Genomic DNA, 21,346 nt, shown 5'->3' with positions numbered 1-21,346 from the left:
GTAAAATAAAAAATTGCCTATCTCGTCATTTCAACCTTATATTTATATCGATCTGCACGATAAAAGGACTTTACAAACTCTAATGGTTTATTGTTTTCAGTTAAACTTACCTGTTGAATATAAAGGACTGGCTCTCCCACTTTTATGCCAAGAGCCGATGCAACTTCTTTTTGCGCAACGGTTGCTTCAAGTTCCTGTACACCAGATACGATATGCAATCCGATTTCACTTTCTACATAACGGTAAATCGAATTTTCTGCTACTTCCATTGTTAAACCGGGAACAAGCTCTGTTGGCATATAAAAGATTTCAAAAGCTATTGGCTGCTCATCAGCTAATCGTAGACGTTTGATCTGATAAACGGTAGCTTCCTCTTCAATTTCTAACTTCGAGGATGTTAACGTATCCGCTTCCAAAACAGCAAAGTCAAGAACCGTGGTACCCGGTTCCATCCCTCTTGAACGCATATCCTCAGAAAAGCTGGTAAGCCCCTTTACATTTTTCTCAAATTTCTTTACGGCAACAAATGTACCCTTTCCACGTTCCCTTTGTAAATAACCATCATTTACGAGATTATTTAACGCTTGTCTTACAGTCATTCGGCTAATCTGAAATTTTTCTGCATACTCACGCTCAGAAGGAATCATGTCACCGGGTTTTAGTTCTTTATTATCAATTAACTCTCTAATAGCTTGTTCTAACTGAAAATAGATTGGTACCGGAGAGCTCTTTTTTATCACTACTAAAGCACCTCTTTTTTTCATCACCCACTAATGCAAGTGCGTCCTTATCAGCAATAATCGTTACATCTGGATGAGTCTTTAAAATAGAAGCTGGTACCTGTTCATCTATATCCCCGTTTAATAATTGTGAAAGGATAGCTGCTTTCTTCTTACCGGACACTAGCAAAAGGATCTTCTTACTTTTCATAATTGTTGAAATCCCCATAGTAATTGCCTGCGTTGGCACCTCATCCAAACTGTTAAAGAACCGCATATTTGCTTTACGGGTTGATTCTGTAAGTTTTTCGACATGTGTTACGGATTGAAAAGAAGTACCTGGTTCATTGAACCCGATATGGCCATTTACCCCAATACCAAGTAGTTGAAGGTCAACTCCGCCTAATTCTTCGATGGTTTTTTCGTACTTCTTACATTCCTCTTCATAATCCTTCGCTAGCCCACTTGGTATATGAACATTGTTAGTATCGATGTTAATATGTGAAAACAAGTGGTCTGTCATATAATAATGATAACTATTTGGATTAGATGGTTCAACACCAATGTACTCATCTAGATTAACAGTATGGATGTGCTCATAGGAAGTATTATTTTTTTTATAGTCTTCAATGATTCTCTCGTAAGTTCCAATGACAGTCCCACCTGTTGCTAAACCTAATACAGAGCTTGGCTTTTCCTTTACCTGATTGATTATCATATCAGCTGCCAATTGGCTCATATCTTGAAAATTCGTAGCTGCTACTATCTTCATAACTATCCCTCCTATTTAGAATAAGCAATTTCACCACGACAAAAAGTTTTTATGACTTCTAATTCATTGTTTACAATTACTAAATCAGCATCTTTTCCGGGTTTTATACTACCTTTTCTATCATATATATTAATTTCTTTAGCAGGATTAACTGCAGTCATTTGAGTAATATCCTGCAATGTGCAATCTGTAAATTCCATCATATTTTTAACAGCATGATTTAACTTCAAAATACTACCCGCTAAAGTTCCATCTTTTAGAACTGCTCTATCCTCGTTGACAGTTACCTCTTGCCCACCTAAATCGTAAACTCCAGCTCCAAGGCATTTTGCTCTCATTGCATCAGTTACTAGGACAACACCCTTACTGCCTTTATTTTTATATGCAAACTTCACCATTTTTGGTGCAATGTGAATTCCATCTACAATCATTTCGCAAGTGACTTCATCATGTAAGAGTACAGCTCCTGCTACACCTGGTTCTCGATGATGCAAACCACGCATTCCGTTAAATAGATGTGTTGCATGTGTTACACCAGCGTTAATAGCTTCTTCCACTTCTTCATATACCGCATCAGAATGACCAATAGAAGCTACTACACCGGTTTGTTTTAAGTGGGCAGTCAACTCTAAGCCACCATTTCGTTCTGGCGCTAAGGTGACTAACTTAATATTATTTCCTGATAACTCTTGCCATGATTTGAATAAGTCAACATTAGGCTCAATGATGTTGTCAGGATGCTGAGCACCTGCTCTTTTTGGTGATAAAAATGGTCCTTCTAAGTGTGCTCCAATAATTTCAGCACTCCCGGGTTGTTGACTTGGTACATATCCCGCTATTGTTTTAAGGGCATTTTCTATATCATGTTTTGCAGTAGTCATAGTAGTTGCTAAGAAACTTGTTGTTCCCTCTTTTGGTAATGCAGTAGCCATCGTTTTTAATGCATCTCTGCTACCATCCATAACATCTGCTCCATCGGCACCATGAATATGAAGATCAATCATTCCAGGTACTAATGAATAAGAATTATCCATTTTTACTATTTCTTTATTGCTAGTTGGTTTGAATTCTTCCATTGAACCAACTTGTTTAATTTTTTGTCCCTCGATTTCTACAAAGCCATTATCTATTACTCCGTCTTCAGCATAAATAGTAAGGTTGGTAATAAACATTTTTAGGACTCCTTTATCATTTTCTATCTCTAGTATAGCATCAAATAAAACTAGTTGTCTATACCACTAAACTCTCTTATAACGTTTTGATTAATGTACCCATTTATTTTAGAATTAAACGAAAAAGACTGCCCAATTGGACAGTCTATATCATGTAAAAATTAGTTTTTACGTAATTTGTGAACTTCATCAGCAACGAATTGTACGTTTGTACCTACAATTACTTGAATGCTATTTTTACCAACAATATTTATACCTGGGACACCAGTTGCCTTAATTTTCTTTTGGTCAACCTTATCCATGTCTTTTACTTCCAAACGTAGGCGAGTTACACAGTTATCAACAGAGATTACGTTTTCGTCTCCGCCTAAACCTTCGTAGATTTGAGCAGCCATTGAAGCAAACTTTGTTTTACCATCAGCCTGCACTGTTGCTAATCCTTCTTCATCATCTTCTCTACCTGGAGTTGTAATATTGAACTTGGTAATTAAGAAACGGAAAACAAAATAGTAAATTGCAAAGAATACCACACCTTGCAGTAATAACATATATGGCATATTAGCTAAAGGTAATCTAGAACTTAATACAAAGTCAACAAAACCTGCACTAAATCCAAATCCAGCTGTCCAATCAAATGAAGCTGCGATAAATAATGAAATACCAGTTAATGCTGCGTGAACTACATATAATGCTGGTGCAACGAACATGAATGCAAATTCAAGAGGTTCTGTAACACCTGTGAAGAAAGAAGCAAAACCTGCTGCCAACATTAATGATGCAACTTGCTTTTTCTTTGCTGTCTTTGCAGTATGATACATAGCTAAACCAGCTGCTGGTAAACCAAACATCATAACTGGGAAGAAACCAGCTTGATACATACCAGTTACACCCTTTTCACCCTTTCCAGACCAGAAGTTACCGATATCATTGATACCTGCAACATCAAACCAGAATACTGAGTTAAGAGCATGGTGTAATCCAGTTGGGATTAATAAACGGTTAAAGAATCCATATAAACCAGCACCGATTGAACCTAGGTCACTAATACCTTTACCGAAAGATACAAGACCTGTGTAAACAACTGGCCATACAAAGAAAAGTACAGCAGAAGCAACAATCATTGCCACTGATGTCATAATTGGTACTAAACGTTTACCACTAAAGAATGCTAATGCATCTGGTAGTTGTACATGGCTAAAACGGTTGTACATTGAAGCCGCTACCAAACCTGAGATGATACCAATAAATTGGTTACCAATTTTACCGAAAGCTGCATTTACTGCCTCAGGGTCTACACCTTGTAGCATAGCTACCGTATTTGTTCCGAGTAAAGTAGTTACTACTAGGTAAGCTACTAAACCACTTAGGGCTGCAGATCCATCTTTGTCCTTCGACATACCTAAAGCTACACCGACTGCAAATAGGATGGACATGTTGTCAATAATGGAAGAACCAGCCTTAATTAAGAATGCTGCAATCGCACTTTCCGATCCCCAGCCTGTCGGGTCAATCCAGTAACCGATACCCATAAGAATTGCCGCTGCCGGCAATACTGCAACAGGTAACATCAAGGAGCGACCAAGCTTTTGAAGATACTTCATCATTTTAAGTTTCCTCCTAAAATATGTTTTTTTCGTCTATCTCTTTGGTGGTGGTCGTACATTTGAAAAAATAAAAAAACATTCATGAATAATTTCTACTTATAGCAAAATATTAACCGTTTTCATTTTAAACATGACCAAAGTAGTAGACAGTAAGTATTATACACATCAATTGTAGCACCCTAATTTTAAGTTGTCTATACCACTTTGTGCCAACTAGAGGAAAGATACTTTATTTAAACAACTTCACTATAAAATCGTTACTTTTATCTATCACAATATTACTAAAGGTGTATAGATTTGGGTAAATCTGTATATTAAAATGGGGTAAACCGTTGGATTATGGAGTGATTATATTGAAATTAGGTGATAAGGTTTTATATAAGAATGATTTATATGAGGTCCTTTACATCTATGAGAACGGAATGTACGAAATTAAAAGAATGGAATTCCTTCAAAGGGTAGAATTAGTTAATGAGCAAGAAATTGTATTATTTGTCTAACTAGAGGAAAGTGTCATTATTAAGAACAAAAGCGCAAGCGCCTTGGTCAGCCCCGACAAGCGCTGGAACCCCGACGAGGAGGCTGTTGCCGCCGCAGGAGGGGTGAAGCGACCTCGAGGGGCTAGGCGCTGGAGCTGGACTAGGATACCCATTTTTCAAAGTTATCCACATCATGAAATTTTATAATTTCCTAAACAATGAAAAATCCATTGTGCAATGAACAATGGATTATTTTTCGTTTATATATTTCTCAGCACAGCTCTGACAGGACTGCCATCACCATCTACAATTGGTAACGGTAAGGCAATTAATTCATAATCTCCTGGTTCTACATGTTCAAGCACAATTCCTTCCAGGATATGAATTCTATACTTATGTAAATTATGATGAGCTTTTAGTTCCTTACTATCAAGCGGATCAACCGAAGGAACATCTACCCCAATTAATTTAATCCCCTTTTCAGCCAAGTAAGGTGCCACCTCAGGCTGCAAATAAGGTATTGATTTAGGAAATTCCCCTTTGTCCTTCCATGATTGAGTACAGATTAATAATCTTTTTACACCTTCCAGGTCAAAGCCTTTTAATTCTCCAACTCCTATTTCATCACATTCCGAAACTTTAATAACCTTTGCTTTTCCAACATACAGGCTAAGATCTAGCTCATGAATCTTTTTACCTTTATTATCAAAATGAAAAGGTGCATCAACATGTGTACCGATATGGGTACTAGTTGTTACTTTTCCAACATTTACTGAACTTCCCTTGGCAATCGACCAGTTCATTTCTAACTCATAAGGTGTATCTCCTGGCCATTCTGGAATTCCTTGACGAAGCTGTTGCGATATATCAATTAATGTCACATGACTCACCTCTTTTTTTCTTTATCCCTATATTTATTCTAAACATTATAGATAAAATCCTTTTTTAGGCTTTCTTTTCACTTTTCCTAAACTGTAAATTTTCTTCATACATAAACCCACCAGTATAAGCGGAATCTAGAAGTGTCTTCTCAAAAAGAAGGTGTTGTTGTGAAAATAAAGCCATTGAGGAGGTACATGATGGGAATCTTAAGTGGAAATCCGAAAGAAGAACCAATGCATTATGGCGAGGTTTTTGGTGTATGGTCCCATTTACTAACAGCTAAAGGTATGGTAGCTGCTTACCAAACATTACTTAATCATACTGGTGATGACGATTTAAAGAAACTAATAGAAGACATCTTAGAAAACGGACTTAAACAAGAGATAGAAGAGGTCGAAGTCCTATTGAAGGAAAACGGTGTTGGATTGCCTCCTGCACCTCCAGAAAGACCAAATGCCTGCCTTGAGAATATCCCTCCGGGGGCACGCTTTATGGATCCCGAAATATCTGCAAAGGTTTCTGCAGATATTGCAGCTGGCCTGGTCGCTTGCAGTACGGTGATTGGACAATGTATCCGTGAAGATATTGCAGCAATGTATGGCCAATTTCATATGAAAAAGGCACAATATGGGGCAAAATTACTAAAGCTTAACAAAGAAAAAGGCTGGCTTGTTCCACCTCCCCTTCATATGAATGGCGCTGACGGCTGCTAATAACGAATACCAATAGTTACAACCTTTAAAAGCAGATTCTTATACAGAATCTGCTTATTCCTTGTGTGTATTATGAAGAAATTGTAACTTTTGCTCATTCAAAAAATGGTCACAATTCCGCCGGAATCTACTTTTTTACGGAATTAGTAACTTCTACCATAATCTGTTGATTATTAATTTTGAACCGGATATTATTTACTTGTGAAACATTTCACATACTTATGATGAGAGAGGGTTAATTATGAAAAAGTTATCTGTTTTTGTTTTACTTATTACATTAATTGCAACTATGGTTGGATGTTCAACAAATGAAGCATCAGCAGGTGAATCTAGTTCTTCTGGAGCTACAGGAGAAATTAAAATGGGACGAGTTAATTACGCTGCTCATGGTGATAAGTCATTTGCAGTAGCAGTTGTGGCAATGGATGGAGATACAATTGTCGGTGCATCAATTGATGAATTCCAGTTTTTAGATAAATCTGAAGCAGGCGTTGTTCCAGTTCCAAATTCAGATGGTGCATTTTCCGAAGGATACGCTGATGCAAATAATCCTTTAGCTTCAAAGGTGGACAGCACAGAGTATTATAGTAAGCATATGGCAGAAGCAGCTGGAGCTACAAATACAATTGAAGATAACTATGCAGCTATTGAAAAATATGTAACAGGTAAAACCATTAAAGACATAGAAGAAGTTTTAGCCGATCATTCACCTGAAGAAATGGTGGATGTCGTTAGTGGTGCCACTTTAGCTGATACATACGGATATGTAAAAACATTTATTGAAGCAGCTAAGGCGACAAAATAATTTATTTTTTAAAAGGGGCAAATGCCCCTTTTTTAATTTAAGGTACCTTTTCTGCTACTTCAACCTTTAGCTTTTATTCCCCTTCAAACTCCCCAAATCGTTCATACTTTCTATAATTACCAACCATACTTTTTATATGAAGAAGGCAAAATAAAAAAGTAAATCTAACAACATGTAAAAAGGGGGTTTTAATAATGCAAAGATTTACAAAACTAAGCATGTTTACTTTGATGTCTCTACTGTTATTACTTTCAGCGTGTAATAACAATAATGATAATGCGGCTGATAATAATCGATCAGCAGGTGTTAACAAGGTAAATAACGGCTATATAACAGACGAAAATAGACCTTTCAGAACAACTACTTCAAGTGATAAGTACCCGCATACTACTAAGGTTCAACACAATCAAGGTGAAAGAAAATATTTTCGTTTCATAAATAAAAAAATAGTAACACGACAACCTGCAGGATACAATGGTATTGCAAACGGTAACCAGCAGCAAAATGCTCCTTCACCAACACAAAATGTAACACCAACACCTGGTTATCCACAGGCTCAACCAGGACAACCTGCAGAGCAACAACAACAACCTGCTGCACAGCAGCCTGCACCAACAAATCAGGGTGCAATTACTGAAATTGAAAGACAGGTAATCAACCTTACAAATGAGCAACGTAAGAAAAACGGATTACCAGCGTTACAAGCCGATACTTCCCTAAGCAATGTCGCTAGAACAAAATCAGGTGATATGGCACAGAACAACTATTTCTCACATACAAGCCCAACATATGGGTCTCCATTTGATATGATGAGGGACTTTGGAGTGTCATATAGAACAGCTGGAGAAAACATTGCAAAAGGACAACCAACTGCTGAACAGGTTGTAAACGCTTGGATGAATAGTGAAGGTCATCGTAAAAACATACTCAATAAAGACTTTACCCATATTGGGGTTGGGCATAATCAAAACGGTGACTATTGGACACAAATGTTTATAGGTAAGTAAGCAGAATCCAGAAAAAAGCAGGGCTGACACTTATACATAAAGTAAGATGTCAGCCCTGTTGTTTCTGTTATTATGCTCGGATTTTCGCAAATTTGCGCTTTCCAACTTGGACAATAAGTCCGTCGGTAATGGCAACCTCTAAATGGATGTCTTCTATTTTTTCACCATTTAATTTAACGCCACCATTTTGAATCATTTTTCTTGCTTCACCTTTTGACTTTTGTAATTCTAATTCGACAAGTAGATCAATGATTGACATTGATGTTGCGCCTGACCAACTTACTTCAGGAATGTCTGTTGGTAGTACTCCTTTTTGAAAAACAGTCTTAAAATGATCTTCTGCTTGTTGTGCAGCAATTTCACCATGATACATTCGGACAATTATTTTACCAAGTAACATTTTCGCATCACGTGGATGTAGTGAATCATTTTCTAATTTCTGCTTAATCTCTGACTTCTCTTCTAATGAGAGATCAGTTACTAAATCAAAGTACTTTGGCATCATTTCATCAGAGATAGACATTGTTTTTCCAAACATATCATTTGGATTTTCGTCTACTCCAATGTAATTGCCTTTTGACTTAGACATTTTCTCGACGCCATCCAGACCTTCAAGAAGTGGTAGTAAGATAACAACCTGCTTTTCCTTTTCAAAATACTCCTGTAAGTGTCTTCCCATTAGGACATTGAAATGCTGATCATTTCCACCTAATTCAATATCACTTTCCAATGCTACAGAATCATACCCCTGCATTAACGGATAGAAAAATTCATGCAGTGAGATTGGTTTCCCTGTTGATAATCTTTCCGAAAAGTCATTTCTTTCTAATAGTCGTGCAACTGTAATACTCGCAGCTAAGTTAATAATATCCTCAAGGTTTAATGGAGAGAGCCATTTAGAATTGTAGTACAATTCGACCTTCTCCATATCCAATATCTTTCCAAATTGTTCGAAGTACGTTTTCGCATTGTGTTTTACTTCTTCGTCTGTTAACTGCTTTCGAGCAACTGATTTCCCTGTAGGATCTCCAATTTTACCTGTAAAATCTCCGATAATGAGTTGGATCACATGACCATTTTCCTGGAACTGTTTTAATTTATTCAAAACAACAGTATGACCTAAGTGAACATCTGGTGCTGACGGATCTAAACCTAATTTCACTTTTAAAGGTATTCCAGTAATAATCGACTTTGCAATTTTATTACGTAGTTCCTGAGCCGGAACAACTTCTTGTATTCCACTTGTATATAACGCAAATTGTCTTTCTAAATCTTGTAGTTGCTCATTCGTTAGTTTTTCTATAAAGTTCTCCATGTTTTCTCCTCCAGATTTTTTTAGACACAAAAAACCACGCCCCTAAAAAGGGACGTGGTTAAACATGCACGCGGTACCACCCTAATTGAAGATAATAAATCTTCCACTTAATCGAATAACGGTTCGTCCGTTCCTTGCTACTTTGACCTTTTATAAAAAGTTTTCACAAAGAAAGTTCAAGGAGGTAATTCACTTTTACCTATGTGCCGATTCACACCACCCACCGGCTCTCTGTTTCAGGGAGATAAATAGCTACTAATTCCTATCATTACTTAAGTATAAATTTTATATTATCGTTATTTTAAAGCAAATGTAGATAGAAAACAAGGAAAACCTCAAACTCTAATTTATTGTTGACTAAAACAAATAGTTAGACTATTATCTAATTAGATTTTTATTAAATCTGGATAAGGGGGCTACTTAGTATGAATAAAAATGTGATAAAGGTACTTGAGGATAAACGTGTTTACTTACGAAGAATTGAAAGTAGCGATGTTGATTATTTTCTTCAGAGCGTATCCAATCCAGAAATCCGTCGTTTAACTGGTACAACTGCATTTTTCACACATGCAAAGATTGAAGCTTTTCTAGAACAAATTACTACAGACTCTAGTCGGATTGATTTGATAATTGCCCTCCAGGAAAATGACCAAGTCATCGGCGATCTAGCCATTCTCGATGTAGACCACCAACAGCGAAACGGTAGCTTTCGAATAGCTATAACAGACGAACGTTATATGAGTAAAGGTTATGGAACAGAAGCTCTTCGATTAATTATTGATTATATGTTTAATACGCTTAACCTTAGAAGAATAGGTATTAATGTATATGCCTATAATTCACGTGCAATCAAAGCATATGAGAAACTTGGTTTTGTTCAAGAAGGGATTTTGCGCGAGGAACTTTATTATGATGGTCAATATTATGATAATATTTTGATGGGTCTATTAAAAAGTGAATATCGAAAATAATTTACATTAGTAATGCCCCAGCAGCTATCTGCAGGGGCACTTTTGTTTAGTCCTCTAGAGTTATATTAAATGCAATTTGCTGTATTCTTACCGGAACCTCACCGGATGGAGTTCGCAATAAGACTTCTTCTCCTAATTTACGTAAGAGCAGTTGTCTACCCACAGGTGATAAAAATGAAATCCTTCCTTCATCCGGATTTGATTCTTTTGGTAGACAGATATGATAAACCTCTGGATCGTTATCACCATCAAAAAGAACCGATACTTTAGTTCCAATAAAGACCTTGGGTATTTCACGAGGTACTCCTCTTTGTGTAAATGACTCTACGTATGCTTCAAGTTCACTCACATATAAGTTAAAGAAATCTTCTATTCTTTCAGGTACAGGAGTATTTAACATATATAACCTTGTTAACTCTTGTATATTTTGGTCTATATACTCCAACTGTTTTATAAAAACATTGGTATCAAGTTGATTAATGTTATGGTTCATAGTACGTAACCTCCCTACTAGGATCAAACACCCTGCAAAACTTCAACTCTAATTTCATCTGAATTACCTCCTTTTACATATAAAAATAGAGACCCTTCCTCGAAAAGAAGAGTCTGCCATACATTTCCAATAGTAGCATATTTAAGTATATAAGACTAGCAAACTAAGAGTACCTTCATTGGTATATTTTCAACAAAAATACAGGTACCTCTTTCATGGTACCTGTTTTCCTATTACTATTCGGTTACTTTTTTTCGCGAGTTCACCTTTCTCGTTCTTGCGTCCTCTGGTCCCTAGGGTACGATTCTCTACCTTTTGAATTATGCTATCACAAGCTGAATTAGATTATCAGAGGGATCCGTGGTCTCTACCACACCATTTACTTCATTCACATATGCATCAATAGCTTGTAGATTTTTAATCGTTTCCTGTAATGCCGCTTCATTTGGCAAAACCAATTGGAATGACTTTAATCCAGCACTATTTTCAGAAGGTGCAGGAGCTCCAACTCCATTCCATGTATTTAATCCGATATGGTGATGATAACCACCAGTCGAAATAAATAATGCTTGCGCTCCATAACGGGTAACAACATCAAAACCAAGCCCTTTTGTATAATACTCTTCTGTCTTATTTAATTCGGATACATGTAGATGGATATGTCCCATCACAGTTTCACTTGGAAGTCCTTTCCACGGCTCGCCTTTACCTTCTGCAAGTACACCTTGCCCATCAAGGGGGTCAGTAACCATTTTTACTTGTCCTGCCGACCATTCCCAAGTTTCAGAAGGACGATCGGAATAAATCTCGATACCATTACCATCTGGATCATCTAAATAGAGTGCCTCACTAACTAGATGGTCTGAGGCACCTATTGGAATATTTTTTTGCACTAAATGGTACAAAACTCTTCCAAGGTCTGCTCTTGTCGGTAAGAGGATCGCAAAATGATACAATCCTGTTTTACGCGGTTCCTTTGGAGTAATTCCTTCTGGTTGTTCAAGTGATAATAACGGATTTTTTCCATCAGCAGTTAATAATACCTTTCTTTCGGATTTCTCTAGAATTTGAAAACCGATAATATTTTGGTAAAACTCAAGCGAACGCTCTAAATCCATAACCTTTATATCCACTATCCCTACAAATGTATAAGGCGGTCTTTGAAATTTCATTTTAAAAGCCTCCTAATGGCAATATTTTCACTTCCGTTACTAACTTACTTTATGTAAGTAATTATATTTTTGTAATAAATATATGTCAAGTAAGTTTATTATTTCTCACAATAAGCTATAATATGTATATAGGAGTGGTGGGATATGAATACAAATATAATTTGCCCTAGATTTGAAAAAGCAATGAATATATTAGGTCAGCGTTGGACGGGACTCGTTATTTATCAATTATTAACTGGACCTCAGCGCTTTTGTACAATTGAGTCATCCATTGGCATTAGTGGGAGAGTTCTCTCAGAACGACTTAAGGATCTAGAGAATCAGGGGATTGTAAAACGAGATGTTTACCCAGAGACACCAGTTCGAATTGAATATTCCTTAACAGAAAAAGGGTTATCTTTAAAGCCTTTAATGGACGAAATTCAAAAATGGTCACAAGATTGGATTCAAACCGATACAAACAAAGAGTAAAAGCAGATTGTCACTATAACAATCTGCTTTTTTTGTATTTAAGGAAGATTACAATATCTATACATACGTGTAATTTCTTTTCTTCTGTCGCCTATATCGCTCTGCGTTCGCCCAGTCTTAATATTAATACGACTCAAGTCTTACAATAAAATAAATCGGTGGTGCATTCCGGTACCATGAGGATCACCTGTAGAATGAATGTATCAAGTAAAGAAGGCAGGTAATCATATTGAAAAAAATAATGACTATTTTTTTAATCCTTATTGGAATTTATCTTGTATTTACGAATATAGACCGAATCCCATGGGTCCCCTTCGGGAAATCAGAAGACTCTGTTAAGGTAACCGACCGGATTGATAAGATAGAAATTGATATTACTTCTATAAAGACCGAAGTTATTCCAGATAAGCGTAATGATGTGAAAGCTGTTTTACAAGGAAAAGGCGAAGTCATTGTTTCAAAAAGTGGAGATACCATACTTGTAGAATATGAAAGAGGACTTTTTCATTGGTCCCCATTTAATAGAAGATCTAATTTAACAATATATGTACCTGAAGACTTTGACCAGGATATGAATCTACGGGTCGGCTCTGGCCATATAGAGTTAACAGAATCACCTATGAAGTTAGATGAGTTATCAGTAGAAGTACATTCAGGTAATGTAAAACTACAACAACTTACTGTTCAGGAATTTGAGCTTGATATTGCGTCCGGTAACGCAACGATAAAAGGACTTTCTGCAAATGAAGGCGATATTGATGTCCGTTCTGGAAATGCTACGATAGAAGACTACACAGGTAAACTGCTTGCGGATGTTTCTTCAGGTCGATTAAAAGCTGAAATCACAAAACTAACCGATTCTATTTCAGCTGATGTTAATTCAGGTCTACTGGACTTAGACCTACCAGATGATGCCGATTTCACCCTAACTGGTAAGAAAAGCAGTGGGTTCATTTCAAACGACTTTACACTTAAAAATATCGAAAAAAGCGGAAATACGATAAGTGGGATTCATGGAGATGGTACACACCCAATTGAACTCAAGGTATCTAGTGGTAAGATAGATATCAGGTAATCACAAAGGATTTCCCTTAATTTAAACGTAACAAAGGCTTAGAGTATTTTTACTCTGAGCCTTTCTAGTAGTTTGCTGTTATTAACTAACGATTTAACTGGAAAGCCAATCATTTTTTATAAGCTTATAATAATGATACTTTTGACCCTCAATTTCAATATCGCCTACAAGATTAAACCCACTTTTTTGAATCACTTTATTTGAGCTAAGATTTTGTATAAGAGCAACAGCATTTAAAACTTCGACGTCGGTATTCTCAAACAGATAAGTTATCAGTCCATTTACTGCCTTTGTTGTGTAGCCTTTATTTCTGTAGTGTTTCGAAATTGCATAAGCGATTTCTCTATTAGGTGCAGGCAGTTCTTCTTTTATTCCTGTATAGCAAAATCCTATAAACTCCTCTGTTTCCTTTAGAATAATTCCTAATTTTAAATACTGTTGTTCTTCAATGCTAGGCACCGCTGCTAAAAATCTTTCATTGGACGGTATTTCATAATTTAATACCCACTCAAAACGTTGCTCTCTTGTTGATTTCCAATCTGGTAAATATTCATAAACTTCAGGCTGCGAGGTAATTTCATATATTGCATCTACATCTTCAACCCTAAATTCACGTAGTAAAATTTCACCACAATCGATTGTAAATAAGTTTTTCAAAATTCCACCTCGCCTTCATAAACATACTTTCGATTTATTGGCCCGTTGTTTTTCTATTCTATTTATAAGCAGGCACCCCTAAAAGCTCTTCCAGTCCAACTATTTCGAAACCTTTATCTTGCAGCGATTCTATCAACTCAGGCAATGCTTCATATGTATCATACTCATCAGAATCGGTGTGCATGAGAATAATGTCTCCATTTCGGATATTATCAAGTGAGTTTGATAGTATCACATCTGTACTACGTTGTGCCCAGTCCAATGAGTCAATTGACCAGATTACAATATTCGTTCCCTGATCCTTAGCAACTTCTACAACCAGTTCATTCGTTGAACCATATGGAGGACGCATTAATGCAGGCTCTTGACCAATAATGGATTCTATTACATCCGCTGCCTGCTTAAATTCTGTATTTACTTCATCTTTTCCTAACTTTGTTAACTCGACATGATTATAGCTATGGCTAAGTACAAGATGCCCCTTTTCAAATGCTTCTTTAACCACCTCTGGCTGCTTTTCTGCTTCACTTCCTAAAAAGAAAAAATTACCTTTTACTTTATATTTATCTAGAATCCCTATAACAGCCGAGGTTACTGTATCATCTGGTCCATCATCGAATGTTAATGCTACCTTTTTTTCGTTTTTTCCATTAATGAATACGCTCTCATTTAATTTCGAGAATTCAACTATTTCTCCTCTCCATTGCTCCATAGACTCTCTAACACCGTCTGATAGATAAGGAGATTCTCCCTTAATGTCGATGAGGTAATCTGACTTCCAAGAGGTATCGATAGGAAATCTGGATTCAGGTTGAGCATCATCTTTTTGTCCCAATTCATGTTTATCTTGAGGCATGTCGCCAGCCACTTCTTTATTCTTTGAATCACATGCCGTCGCTATCAACATTGTACTTATTCCAAGGATTACTATTTTACGAAGAATAGTCAACTTATTTTCCCCCATTCTCTATAAATCTATTGTTGTTACTTTAACTATACATATAAAAGGTCTAAGAAACTAGCTATTATTGGTATACGGTTTCACCATTTAGTTGAAATTTGGTATGATAATACGTAACTAAAAAACAAAGTTATACTTTATTTTCCAAAATAATACTGACAAAATATTCAATCTATTTTATTATTAACTTACAGAATTTTCACCTGGGAGGTTACATAATGAGTATTGCACTCATTTCCGATATTCACGGGAACATGACTGCACTTGAAGCTGTTTTGGACCACATAACAAGAAGAAACATTAAAACAATTATCTGCCTTGGTGATTTGATCGGAAAAGGGCCAAATTCAAGTGCTGCAGTTGACAAAATTAGAGAGGTTTGCGATATAGTCATACTTGGAAATTGGGATGACTTTATTCAAAACGAACATCCTGACTTAGCCATTAGGTGGCATCGCAATCAGCTTGGAAATGAGCGTTTGACCTATTTAGGCACTCTTCCATTTCACTACGATTTTTACATGAGTGGAAAATATATTCGGTTATACCATGCTTCCGCAAAAAGCGTCCACCATCGGGTCTTGCCAATGAAACACTCCGATGAAGAAAAGATGGCCATGTTTGATAAAACAGAATTGATTTCGCCACTTGAAGAAGGGAAAACCCCAGATATCATTGGTTACGGTGATATTCACGCAGCACTAATCGAGCCGATTGGTTCACACAAAACACTTTTAAACGTTGGAAGTGTTGGGAACCCCCTTGATATGACGCAGGCATCATTCGCAATTTTACATGGTGACTATCAATCTAGAGAAATCGCTCCGTTCTCAATCGAAATTGTCCGCGTCCCATATGACATTGAAAAAGAAATACAGATTGCAAAAGACATGGAAATGCCAAACATAGAACCTTATGCTAAAGAATTAAGAGAAGGCATATACCGTGGGGCGCCGAAAAAAGAATAAAATCAGGATACTCTGAGAACTCCATTGCTTTTAAGCTATTCTGAATGACTGTTTTTAGTTGTTATATATGTTATAAAAGTGTGATTGGAGCGCATGGCACGAGACTCCTCGAAAATGCTTTGCATTTTCTTCGTGCGTGGGAGAATTCAAAGGAGCCTTTCAAAGTCCTGCGGGAAAGTCATAGGATCGTCTACTAACGACCGCCACGTCCTGTGGCGAACGTAGACGTCAGCACATCCTGTGCAAGTCAGGTGAGACCCCGCAGGAGCTTGCGACCTGTCTAGCTTCAGCGGCTAGAAACTCGAGAAATTTCAACTCCTCCGTCAGAGGCAAAAGGCACCTCTTTTGTCGGAGTCTCCAATTTCCTCGTTTCTGGTCGAGCCGCTTCAGCATTTCAGTGAGGAGGCTCACGGTCCGCCCGCGGAAAGCGAGTGCCAGGAGCGGAAATCACCACCACTCTAAAGAACTTCGAAAAAATTTTAGCAATAATTATTTAGAAGTGGATAGGGAAGAAAAAATATCCAAATCCTGAAACTTGCATAGGCAAATTCCCTAGTTGTAAAATATAATAATAATCCGTAAAGAATGCATAAAAAACATTCTGATTGGATATAATCGTAAAACTCAGTTTCTCTAAGCAACGGATGTTAGCCTCAATGTTTATATAATTTTACTTTGAGAGGAGATTCTCCATGTCTACCAATAATGAAGCAAAAAAAGAAATTACTGTAAACTCAACAGTTCAACTGAAGGGAATTGTAAAAGCCATCTTCAACGATTCCATTCATGTCCAAATTGGCGGCAAAATCATTACCCTACCTGCTTCCAATCTATTAAAGAAAAACGAGTCACCATTAACGTAAATATACAAACATAAAAGACATCGTCTGTCCGCCAAGTATTGGAGGATACGATGTCTTTTCTTATAAATTCATTTTTCTTTCTACAGAAATGGGTTATAGAAACGATTTCCATCATAAAACGTTACAATCATCGAAACAGCTAAAACCACCGTGAAAAAAACTAACGAAACATAGTCTATAGCTTGAAATTCCCTCATGCTGTACCAGGTACGTTTTTTGTTTTTACCAAACCCTCGAAGTTCCATCGCATTACTAATAACTTCAATTTTATCTAAACTTGATAATATTAACGGAATAAGGATTGAAGCAATATTTTTTACGCGCTTTGGTAACTTTTCCTTCCTAGACATATCAATTCCCCTTGCTTGTTGGGAACGTGCTATGTTCCAAAAGTCACGTTGAATATCAGGAATATAACGGAGAGCCAATGCAACTGCATAAGAAACACGATAACTAATTCCAATTCTGTTTAACGATGCTGCAAATTCACTTGGTTGTGTAGTTACAATAAAAAGCAAGGCTGCAGGAGCTACCGTGAAATATTTAATCGTAATATTAAACTGGTAAAAAAGCTGTTCAAGTGTAATGTTATATCTTCCTATTATTTCAAACACCACATGACTTGTCCCATAAACAGCAACTCCTTCTTGTGGTGAAAATAAGTAGATTGCCAGATTATTAAGAAGCAAAAATACCAAGATAAAAATAAGAACAAAGGAAATTTCCTTAATCTTTATCTTTGACAGTTTAAATATCACTAAGCTAATAAAAAATAAAAAAAGAAGAATACGTGTATCATAGGTCAACATTGCTGCAAAAGACCATAAAATAAAGCAAATTAGCTTGGTTGCTCCTGTAAGTTGATGTATAGGTGACTTACGCTCAATATATGATAGCATCTCTACTGCCATGTATGACGTACCCCCTTATCATACGCAATAAATCGCTCGATAAATTCTAACGGCTCGGTTATCTCTGCTCTTTTAGCTAACTCAAATAAAGAGGTTTCTTTTAAGTTTGCTTTTTCGATGATCAGAGGTTCGGATAGCACGCTAGCCGCAGATTTGTCTGCAATTTTTTCCCCATCCGCAATTACAATTGCACGAGGAGTATATTCAAGCATGAGGTGCATATCATGGGTAATCATCATTACAGTTACACCCTGTTGGTTTAATTCAACTAGAAACTCCATAATTTCTGTATAATGGCGTAAATCCTGGCCAGCCGTTGGTTCATCTAGAATGATTACCTCTGGTTCTAAGATGAGAATTGACGCGATTGTAACCCGCTTTTTTTGACCAAAACTTAACGCAGATATCGGCCAGTTGCGGTAAGGATACAATCCACAAATTTTCAATGTTTTTTCTACCCGCTCTTTTATCTCTTCGGCAGGTATTCCACGATTAACCAAACCGAGTGCTACCTCATCAAAAATCATATGCTTTGAAATCATATGATTTGGATTTTGCATAACCATACCAATTCGGAGTGAACGTTCTTTTATGGTATCCTTTGTAATATCTATTCCATTTAATAATATTTTACCTGCGCTTGGTTTTTCGAATCCACAAATAAGTTTTGATAATGTTGATTTACCTGCTCCATTTTTGCCAACGATACTTACCATTTCTCCCTTTGAGATAGAAAAAGAAACATTCCGTATCGTTTCATTTTTACGATTGTAGCTAAAAGAGAGATTTTCTACTTCTAGAATAGGTTTTGAATAAGTTATATGTTTAGGGTACGTGACCTTTTCAAACCATTCTTTAAGCTGCTCCTTACACATATTTACCTGAAACGTATCAATATGAGATGGCTTCATGTCTTCTGTAATCGAACAACCAGCATATTTCACTGCTTTTACATATAAGGGCTCCCGTATGTGGCGTTCTTCTAGAATTGCCTTTGTTAATAGCTCATCAGGATTCATGTCACCTACAATGCGGCCATCATCAACTACAATTATCCGATCTACATGGCGATAGAGAACGTCCTCTAAACGATGTTCTATAATAACCACTGTTGTATTCGTTTCCTTTTGAATTCGATCAATTAGATTAATTGCATGTTTACCTGTTGCCGGGTCGAGATTAGCTAACGGTTCGTCAAATAAGAGAATGTCAACTTTATCTACCATAACTCCAGCTAAGGATACACGTTGTTTTTGACCTCCTGATAATCGATGTATGGAAGAATTAATGTAGCTTTCCATATCCACCATTTTTGATACTTCTTCTACCATATTAAACATGTCTGACTGAGGGACAGTGTCATTTTCCAATGCAAATGCAATATCCTCACCTACTGTAAGACCAATAAATTGCCCATCTGGATCTTGTAATACAGTCCCTACCAATTTTGAAAGTGAGAAAATATCGAGGTCTTTTGACTCTTTCCCCATAATCTTAAGCGAGCCTGTTATGTTTCCCTTATAAGAAAAGGGAACAAGCCCGTTCAAACAATGCCCGATCGTGCTTTTCCCTGACCCCGAAGGTCCAACTATCAAGACCTTTTCACCTTCATAAATGGTTAAATCTATATCCTGAAGAGTAGGTGTTGTCTGACTTCGATATGTAAAGCTAAAATTTTTAAATTCAATGACTGGTTTTCTCATCATACTCTCCTGTAATACAGAACTACTTACTTTAAGTTACAATTCTTTTGTAAGACTGCCGCTTTGACTACGAGTTTTTGCATAAGCAATTAATAATATTGTACCAATGATACCGACTGTTAGCATATTTGACCCACCAGCCACAAGTCCTTGCACATATACTTTGTTTGCTGGTTCAGCGTAGATCCAGATATCTAATGTTGGAGCAACTACAAACCAGCCAACTGCTTGAGCTAGTACCTGTACAATGTTAAATGTAATAATCTTTTTTGCATTAATAATTCCGGATTCGATATCAATTTTATTTTTTGCTAATCCAAATAAAAACCCAACAAGCATTGAAACAACTACCCAGCTCCACCAAACTGAACCATACGAAATCGCATCATTTAGTGCATGACCGATTAACCCGATAAGTGCACCAGCAATTGGACCAAACACAACAGCCATTAATGCTAGGAAAGCATACGAAGTTTGAATTGTCGTATTTGGAATAGGCGATGGAATTGCCGCAAACTTTGCTAATACAAAAAATACAGCTGCTCCTATACCAATAGCTACAATCGTCTTAATAGATAATCCTTTCATAATCCTTCATCCCCCTAAAGTTTTCTAATTATTTAAACAAGAATTAATTATATATGATTTTTGGTATCTTGCGTATAGAAATTTTCCAATTTACACCTGTCTCGATATGGTACGCTTTCGCGAAGGAACCCTGGTTAATGGCCACTCCAATTTTATCTAAGGAGTTAATATATAATAAAGGCTCACCTAAATGGCTATCTGCAAAAGAACGACCATAGGTCATGATATTTTTATAAATTTGTCGTGTATCATTCTCTATCGTTACTTCAAAGGAATCCCCATAGCCAATTTTCAACCCAAGGAAAAGTTCACGATCAATATTCGTCCAAAGGTTTCCAAACCGAATATCCAGAATATCAATTGTACCTAGCACACTTCCATTTTCTATCTTTGCCTCGACCACCGGCAATTCAATAAGAGATTCAATCTCAACCTCTGGTCCTACACCCTCAAAGTCGATAACTCCGGTAGCAAGTCTCGCACCTGTAAAGGCATACACATCACGTCCATGGAACGTATATGACTCACCAGAAAAAGGTAACCGGTTAACATTTTCATCAATGATTCTAGCTTCTTTAACACCGATTTTTTTCTTAATATGTGTAATTGATCCATTGTCAGGAGTGACAATATAGTGATTCGTATTCGTTTTAACTACTACACTTCTTCGGTCAGAACCGACACCAGGGTCTACAACTGAAACAAACACTGTTCCTTCTGGCCAGTATGAAATCGTTTGATACAGACGATATGACCCTTCCCAAATATTGTATTGAGGGATATCATGCGTAAGATCAAATATGCGTAACGTGGGATCAACAGAGATTGCAACTCCATACATAGCACTAACAGCCCCATCACTTACACCAAAGTCGGTTTGTAAAACTAAATGATTCTTCATCAAAAATTCCTCCATTCTTTCAAGTAATATATGACAGCTATAAATAGGAAATGCGCAAGCGCCTTTGGAAAGATGATCATCGACTAAGTTCCGCCACGTCCTGTGGCGAACGTCGATGTCAACACATCCTGTGCAAGTCCGACA

Annotated in this window: 23 protein-coding genes and 1 other annotated feature; of the genes, 9 read left to right on the top strand and 14 right to left on the bottom strand. The window is 36.8% G+C overall.

The features are described from left to right. Nucleotides 1-17: 17 nt before the first annotated feature. From AB3M96_RS19120 to nagE, 4 genes are all read right to left on the bottom strand, one after another. The gene (locus AB3M96_RS19120; protein ID WP_412969205.1) at nt 18-740 is read right to left on the bottom strand and encodes a GntR family transcriptional regulator; all 723 of its coding nucleotides are present in this window, start codon (nt 738-740) and stop codon (nt 18-20) included. Next, nucleotides 685-1,491: a glucosamine-6-phosphate deaminase gene (gene nagB, locus AB3M96_RS19115; RefSeq protein WP_412969204.1), complete on the bottom strand. Its 807-nt coding sequence runs from the start codon at nt 1,489-1,491 to the stop codon at nt 685-687. Before nagB ends, AB3M96_RS19120 begins: the two co-directional genes overlap by 56 nt. Nucleotides 1,492-1,502: 11 nt before the next feature. Beyond that, on the bottom strand, nt 1,503-2,663 hold the full coding sequence (gene nagA, locus AB3M96_RS19110; protein WP_412969203.1) for an N-acetylglucosamine-6-phosphate deacetylase: 1,161 nt from the start codon (nt 2,661-2,663) through the stop codon (nt 1,503-1,505). Nucleotides 2,664-2,824: 161 nt separating this feature from the next. Continuing rightward, nucleotides 2,825-4,267: an N-acetylglucosamine-specific PTS transporter subunit IIBC gene (gene nagE / locus AB3M96_RS19105; RefSeq protein WP_412969202.1), complete on the bottom strand. Its 1,443-nt coding sequence runs from the start codon at nt 4,265-4,267 to the stop codon at nt 2,825-2,827. Nucleotides 4,268-4,620: 353 nt separating this feature from the next. Here nagE and AB3M96_RS19100 point away from each other — a divergent pair, with 353 nt between their 5' ends. Next, nucleotides 4,621-4,767 carry a hypothetical protein gene (locus tag AB3M96_RS19100; RefSeq protein ID WP_412969201.1) on the top strand — a complete coding sequence of 49 codons (147 nt, stop codon included), beginning with the start codon at nt 4,621-4,623 and terminating at the stop codon, nt 4,765-4,767. 239 nt (nt 4,768-5,006) lie between these two features. Here AB3M96_RS19100 and kynB read toward each other — a convergent pair whose 3' ends face one another. Beyond that, the gene (gene kynB, locus AB3M96_RS19095; RefSeq protein ID WP_412969200.1) at nt 5,007-5,627 is read right to left on the bottom strand and encodes an arylformamidase; all 621 of its coding nucleotides are present in this window, start codon (nt 5,625-5,627) and stop codon (nt 5,007-5,009) included. Nucleotides 5,628-5,825: 198 nt separating this feature from the next. On the opposite strand from kynB, the gene AB3M96_RS19090 reads away from it, so the two are divergent. From AB3M96_RS19090 to AB3M96_RS19080, 3 genes are all read left to right on the top strand, one after another. Beyond that, nucleotides 5,826-6,341, top strand: coding sequence for a DUF3231 family protein (locus AB3M96_RS19090; RefSeq protein WP_412969199.1), 516 nt, complete (start codon nt 5,826-5,828; stop codon nt 6,339-6,341). 241 nt (nt 6,342-6,582) lie between these two features. Next, nucleotides 6,583-7,146, top strand: coding sequence for a hypothetical protein (locus AB3M96_RS19085; protein WP_412969198.1), 564 nt, complete (start codon nt 6,583-6,585; stop codon nt 7,144-7,146). A gap of 194 nt (nt 7,147-7,340) precedes the next feature. Further along, nucleotides 7,341-8,153 (top strand): CAP domain-containing protein, encoded by an 813-nt coding sequence (locus tag AB3M96_RS19080; protein ID WP_412969197.1) that lies wholly within the window; start codon nt 7,341-7,343, stop codon nt 8,151-8,153. A 70-nt stretch (nt 8,154-8,223) separates the two neighbouring features. Here AB3M96_RS19080 and tyrS read toward each other — a convergent pair whose 3' ends face one another. Next, complete coding sequence (gene tyrS / locus AB3M96_RS19075; RefSeq protein WP_412969196.1) at nt 8,224-9,468, bottom strand: tyrosine--tRNA ligase; 1,245 nt, start codon at nt 9,466-9,468, stop codon at nt 8,224-8,226. 45 nt (nt 9,469-9,513) lie between these two features. Beyond that, nucleotides 9,514-9,746, bottom strand: a binding site (T-box leader). Nucleotides 9,747-9,893: 147 nt separating this feature from the next. On the opposite strand from tyrS, the gene AB3M96_RS19070 reads away from it, so the two are divergent. Then, nucleotides 9,894-10,439 carry a GNAT family N-acetyltransferase gene (locus AB3M96_RS19070; protein ID WP_412969195.1) on the top strand — a complete coding sequence of 182 codons (546 nt, stop codon included), beginning with the start codon at nt 9,894-9,896 and terminating at the stop codon, nt 10,437-10,439. Nucleotides 10,440-10,485: 46 nt separating this feature from the next. On the opposite strand, the gene AB3M96_RS19065 is transcribed toward AB3M96_RS19070, so the two are convergent. Next, complete coding sequence (locus AB3M96_RS19065) at nt 10,486-10,932, bottom strand: GreA/GreB family elongation factor (protein WP_412969194.1); 447 nt, start codon at nt 10,930-10,932, stop codon at nt 10,486-10,488. Between the two features lie 320 nt (nt 10,933-11,252). Continuing rightward, on the bottom strand, nt 11,253-12,104 hold the full coding sequence (locus tag AB3M96_RS19060; protein WP_412969193.1) for a VOC family protein: 852 nt from the start codon (nt 12,102-12,104) through the stop codon (nt 11,253-11,255). A gap of 144 nt (nt 12,105-12,248) precedes the next feature. Here AB3M96_RS19060 and AB3M96_RS19055 point away from each other — a divergent pair, with 144 nt between their 5' ends. Together AB3M96_RS19055 and liaG are read left to right on the top strand one after the other, a co-directional pair. Further along, nucleotides 12,249-12,575 carry a winged helix-turn-helix transcriptional regulator gene (locus AB3M96_RS19055; RefSeq protein ID WP_412969192.1) on the top strand — a complete coding sequence of 109 codons (327 nt, stop codon included), beginning with the start codon at nt 12,249-12,251 and terminating at the stop codon, nt 12,573-12,575. Nucleotides 12,576-12,816: 241 nt separating this feature from the next. Next, a complete protein-coding gene (liaG, locus tag AB3M96_RS19050) occupies nt 12,817-13,650 on the top strand; it encodes a LiaG family protein (protein WP_412969191.1) in 834 nt (277 codons plus the stop codon). Between the two features lie 93 nt (nt 13,651-13,743). Here liaG and AB3M96_RS19045 read toward each other — a convergent pair whose 3' ends face one another. Together AB3M96_RS19045 and AB3M96_RS19040 are read right to left on the bottom strand one after the other, a co-directional pair. After that, nucleotides 13,744-14,307, bottom strand: coding sequence for a GNAT family N-acetyltransferase (locus AB3M96_RS19045; RefSeq protein ID WP_412969190.1), 564 nt, complete (start codon nt 14,305-14,307; stop codon nt 13,744-13,746). A gap of 58 nt (nt 14,308-14,365) precedes the next feature. Then, nucleotides 14,366-15,256, bottom strand: a complete 891-nt coding sequence (locus AB3M96_RS19040; protein WP_412969189.1) for a polysaccharide deacetylase family protein — start codon at nt 15,254-15,256, stop codon at nt 14,366-14,368. Between the two features lie 230 nt (nt 15,257-15,486). Between AB3M96_RS19040 and AB3M96_RS19035 the strand changes: the two genes are divergently transcribed. Together AB3M96_RS19035 and AB3M96_RS19030 are read left to right on the top strand one after the other, a co-directional pair. After that, complete coding sequence (locus tag AB3M96_RS19035; RefSeq protein WP_412969188.1) at nt 15,487-16,236, top strand: metallophosphoesterase family protein; 750 nt, start codon at nt 15,487-15,489, stop codon at nt 16,234-16,236. Between the two features lie 692 nt (nt 16,237-16,928). Next, nucleotides 16,929-17,099, top strand: coding sequence for a hypothetical protein (locus tag AB3M96_RS19030; protein ID WP_412969187.1), 171 nt, complete (start codon nt 16,929-16,931; stop codon nt 17,097-17,099). 80 nt (nt 17,100-17,179) lie between these two features. Here AB3M96_RS19030 and AB3M96_RS19025 read toward each other — a convergent pair whose 3' ends face one another. The 4 genes from AB3M96_RS19025 to AB3M96_RS19010 are packed head-to-tail and all read right to left on the bottom strand — an operon-like array spanning nt 17,180 to nt 21,202. After that, nucleotides 17,180-18,010, bottom strand: coding sequence for an energy-coupling factor transporter transmembrane component T family protein (locus AB3M96_RS19025; protein ID WP_412969186.1), 831 nt, complete (start codon nt 18,008-18,010; stop codon nt 17,180-17,182). After that, a complete protein-coding gene (locus tag AB3M96_RS19020; RefSeq protein ID WP_412969185.1) occupies nt 18,001-19,713 on the bottom strand; it encodes an ABC transporter ATP-binding protein in 1,713 nt (570 codons plus the stop codon). Before AB3M96_RS19020 ends, AB3M96_RS19025 begins: the two co-directional genes overlap by 10 nt. A 36-nt stretch (nt 19,714-19,749) precedes the next feature. Further along, nucleotides 19,750-20,301: an ECF-type riboflavin transporter substrate-binding protein gene (locus tag AB3M96_RS19015; protein WP_412969184.1), complete on the bottom strand. Its 552-nt coding sequence runs from the start codon at nt 20,299-20,301 to the stop codon at nt 19,750-19,752. 43 nt (nt 20,302-20,344) lie between these two features. Further along, nucleotides 20,345-21,202: an SAM hydrolase/SAM-dependent halogenase family protein gene (locus AB3M96_RS19010; protein ID WP_412969183.1), complete on the bottom strand. Its 858-nt coding sequence runs from the start codon at nt 21,200-21,202 to the stop codon at nt 20,345-20,347. Nucleotides 21,203-21,346: the final 144 nt, after the last annotated feature.

Origin of the sequence: Ferdinandcohnia jepli, assembly GCF_047246645.1 — a bacterium.
In the GTDB taxonomy this organism is placed as follows: domain Bacteria; phylum Bacillota; class Bacilli; order Bacillales; family Bacillaceae_L; genus Ferdinandcohnia.
This window is presented reverse-complemented; position numbering and strand designations above follow the sequence as displayed.

Coding starts and splice junctions, on each gene's coding strand:
- nagB (WP_412969204.1), bottom strand. CDS start 1,491: ATGAAGATAGTAGCAGCTACGAATTTTCAAGATATGAGCCAATTGGCA.
- nagA (WP_412969203.1), bottom strand. CDS start 2,663: ATGTTTATTACCAACCTTACTATTTATGCTGAAGACGGAGTAATAGAT.
- nagE (WP_412969202.1), bottom strand. CDS start 4,267: ATGATGAAGTATCTTCAAAAGCTTGGTCGCTCCTTGATGTTACCTGTT.
- AB3M96_RS19090 (WP_412969199.1), top strand. CDS start 5,826: ATGGGAATCTTAAGTGGAAATCCGAAAGAAGAACCAATGCATTATGGC.
- AB3M96_RS19085 (WP_412969198.1), top strand. CDS start 6,583: ATGAAAAAGTTATCTGTTTTTGTTTTACTTATTACATTAATTGCAACT.
- AB3M96_RS19080 (WP_412969197.1), top strand. CDS start 7,341: ATGCAAAGATTTACAAAACTAAGCATGTTTACTTTGATGTCTCTACTG.
- tyrS (WP_412969196.1), bottom strand. CDS start 9,468: ATGGAGAACTTTATAGAAAAACTAACGAATGAGCAACTACAAGATTTA.
- AB3M96_RS19070 (WP_412969195.1), top strand. CDS start 9,894: ATGAATAAAAATGTGATAAAGGTACTTGAGGATAAACGTGTTTACTTA.
- AB3M96_RS19065 (WP_412969194.1), bottom strand. CDS start 10,932: ATGAACCATAACATTAATCAACTTGATACCAATGTTTTTATAAAACAG.
- AB3M96_RS19060 (WP_412969193.1), bottom strand. CDS start 12,104: ATGAAATTTCAAAGACCGCCTTATACATTTGTAGGGATAGTGGATATA.
- AB3M96_RS19055 (WP_412969192.1), top strand. CDS start 12,249: ATGAATACAAATATAATTTGCCCTAGATTTGAAAAAGCAATGAATATA.
- liaG (WP_412969191.1), top strand. CDS start 12,817: ATGACTATTTTTTTAATCCTTATTGGAATTTATCTTGTATTTACGAAT.
- AB3M96_RS19035 (WP_412969188.1), top strand. CDS start 15,487: ATGAGTATTGCACTCATTTCCGATATTCACGGGAACATGACTGCACTT.
- AB3M96_RS19030 (WP_412969187.1), top strand. CDS start 16,929: ATGTCTACCAATAATGAAGCAAAAAAAGAAATTACTGTAAACTCAACA.
- AB3M96_RS19025 (WP_412969186.1), bottom strand. CDS start 18,010: ATGGCAGTAGAGATGCTATCATATATTGAGCGTAAGTCACCTATACAT.
- AB3M96_RS19020 (WP_412969185.1), bottom strand. CDS start 19,713: ATGAGAAAACCAGTCATTGAATTTAAAAATTTTAGCTTTACATATCGA.
- AB3M96_RS19015 (WP_412969184.1), bottom strand. CDS start 20,301: ATGAAAGGATTATCTATTAAGACGATTGTAGCTATTGGTATAGGAGCA.
- AB3M96_RS19010 (WP_412969183.1), bottom strand. CDS start 21,202: ATGAAGAATCATTTAGTTTTACAAACCGACTTTGGTGTAAGTGATGGG.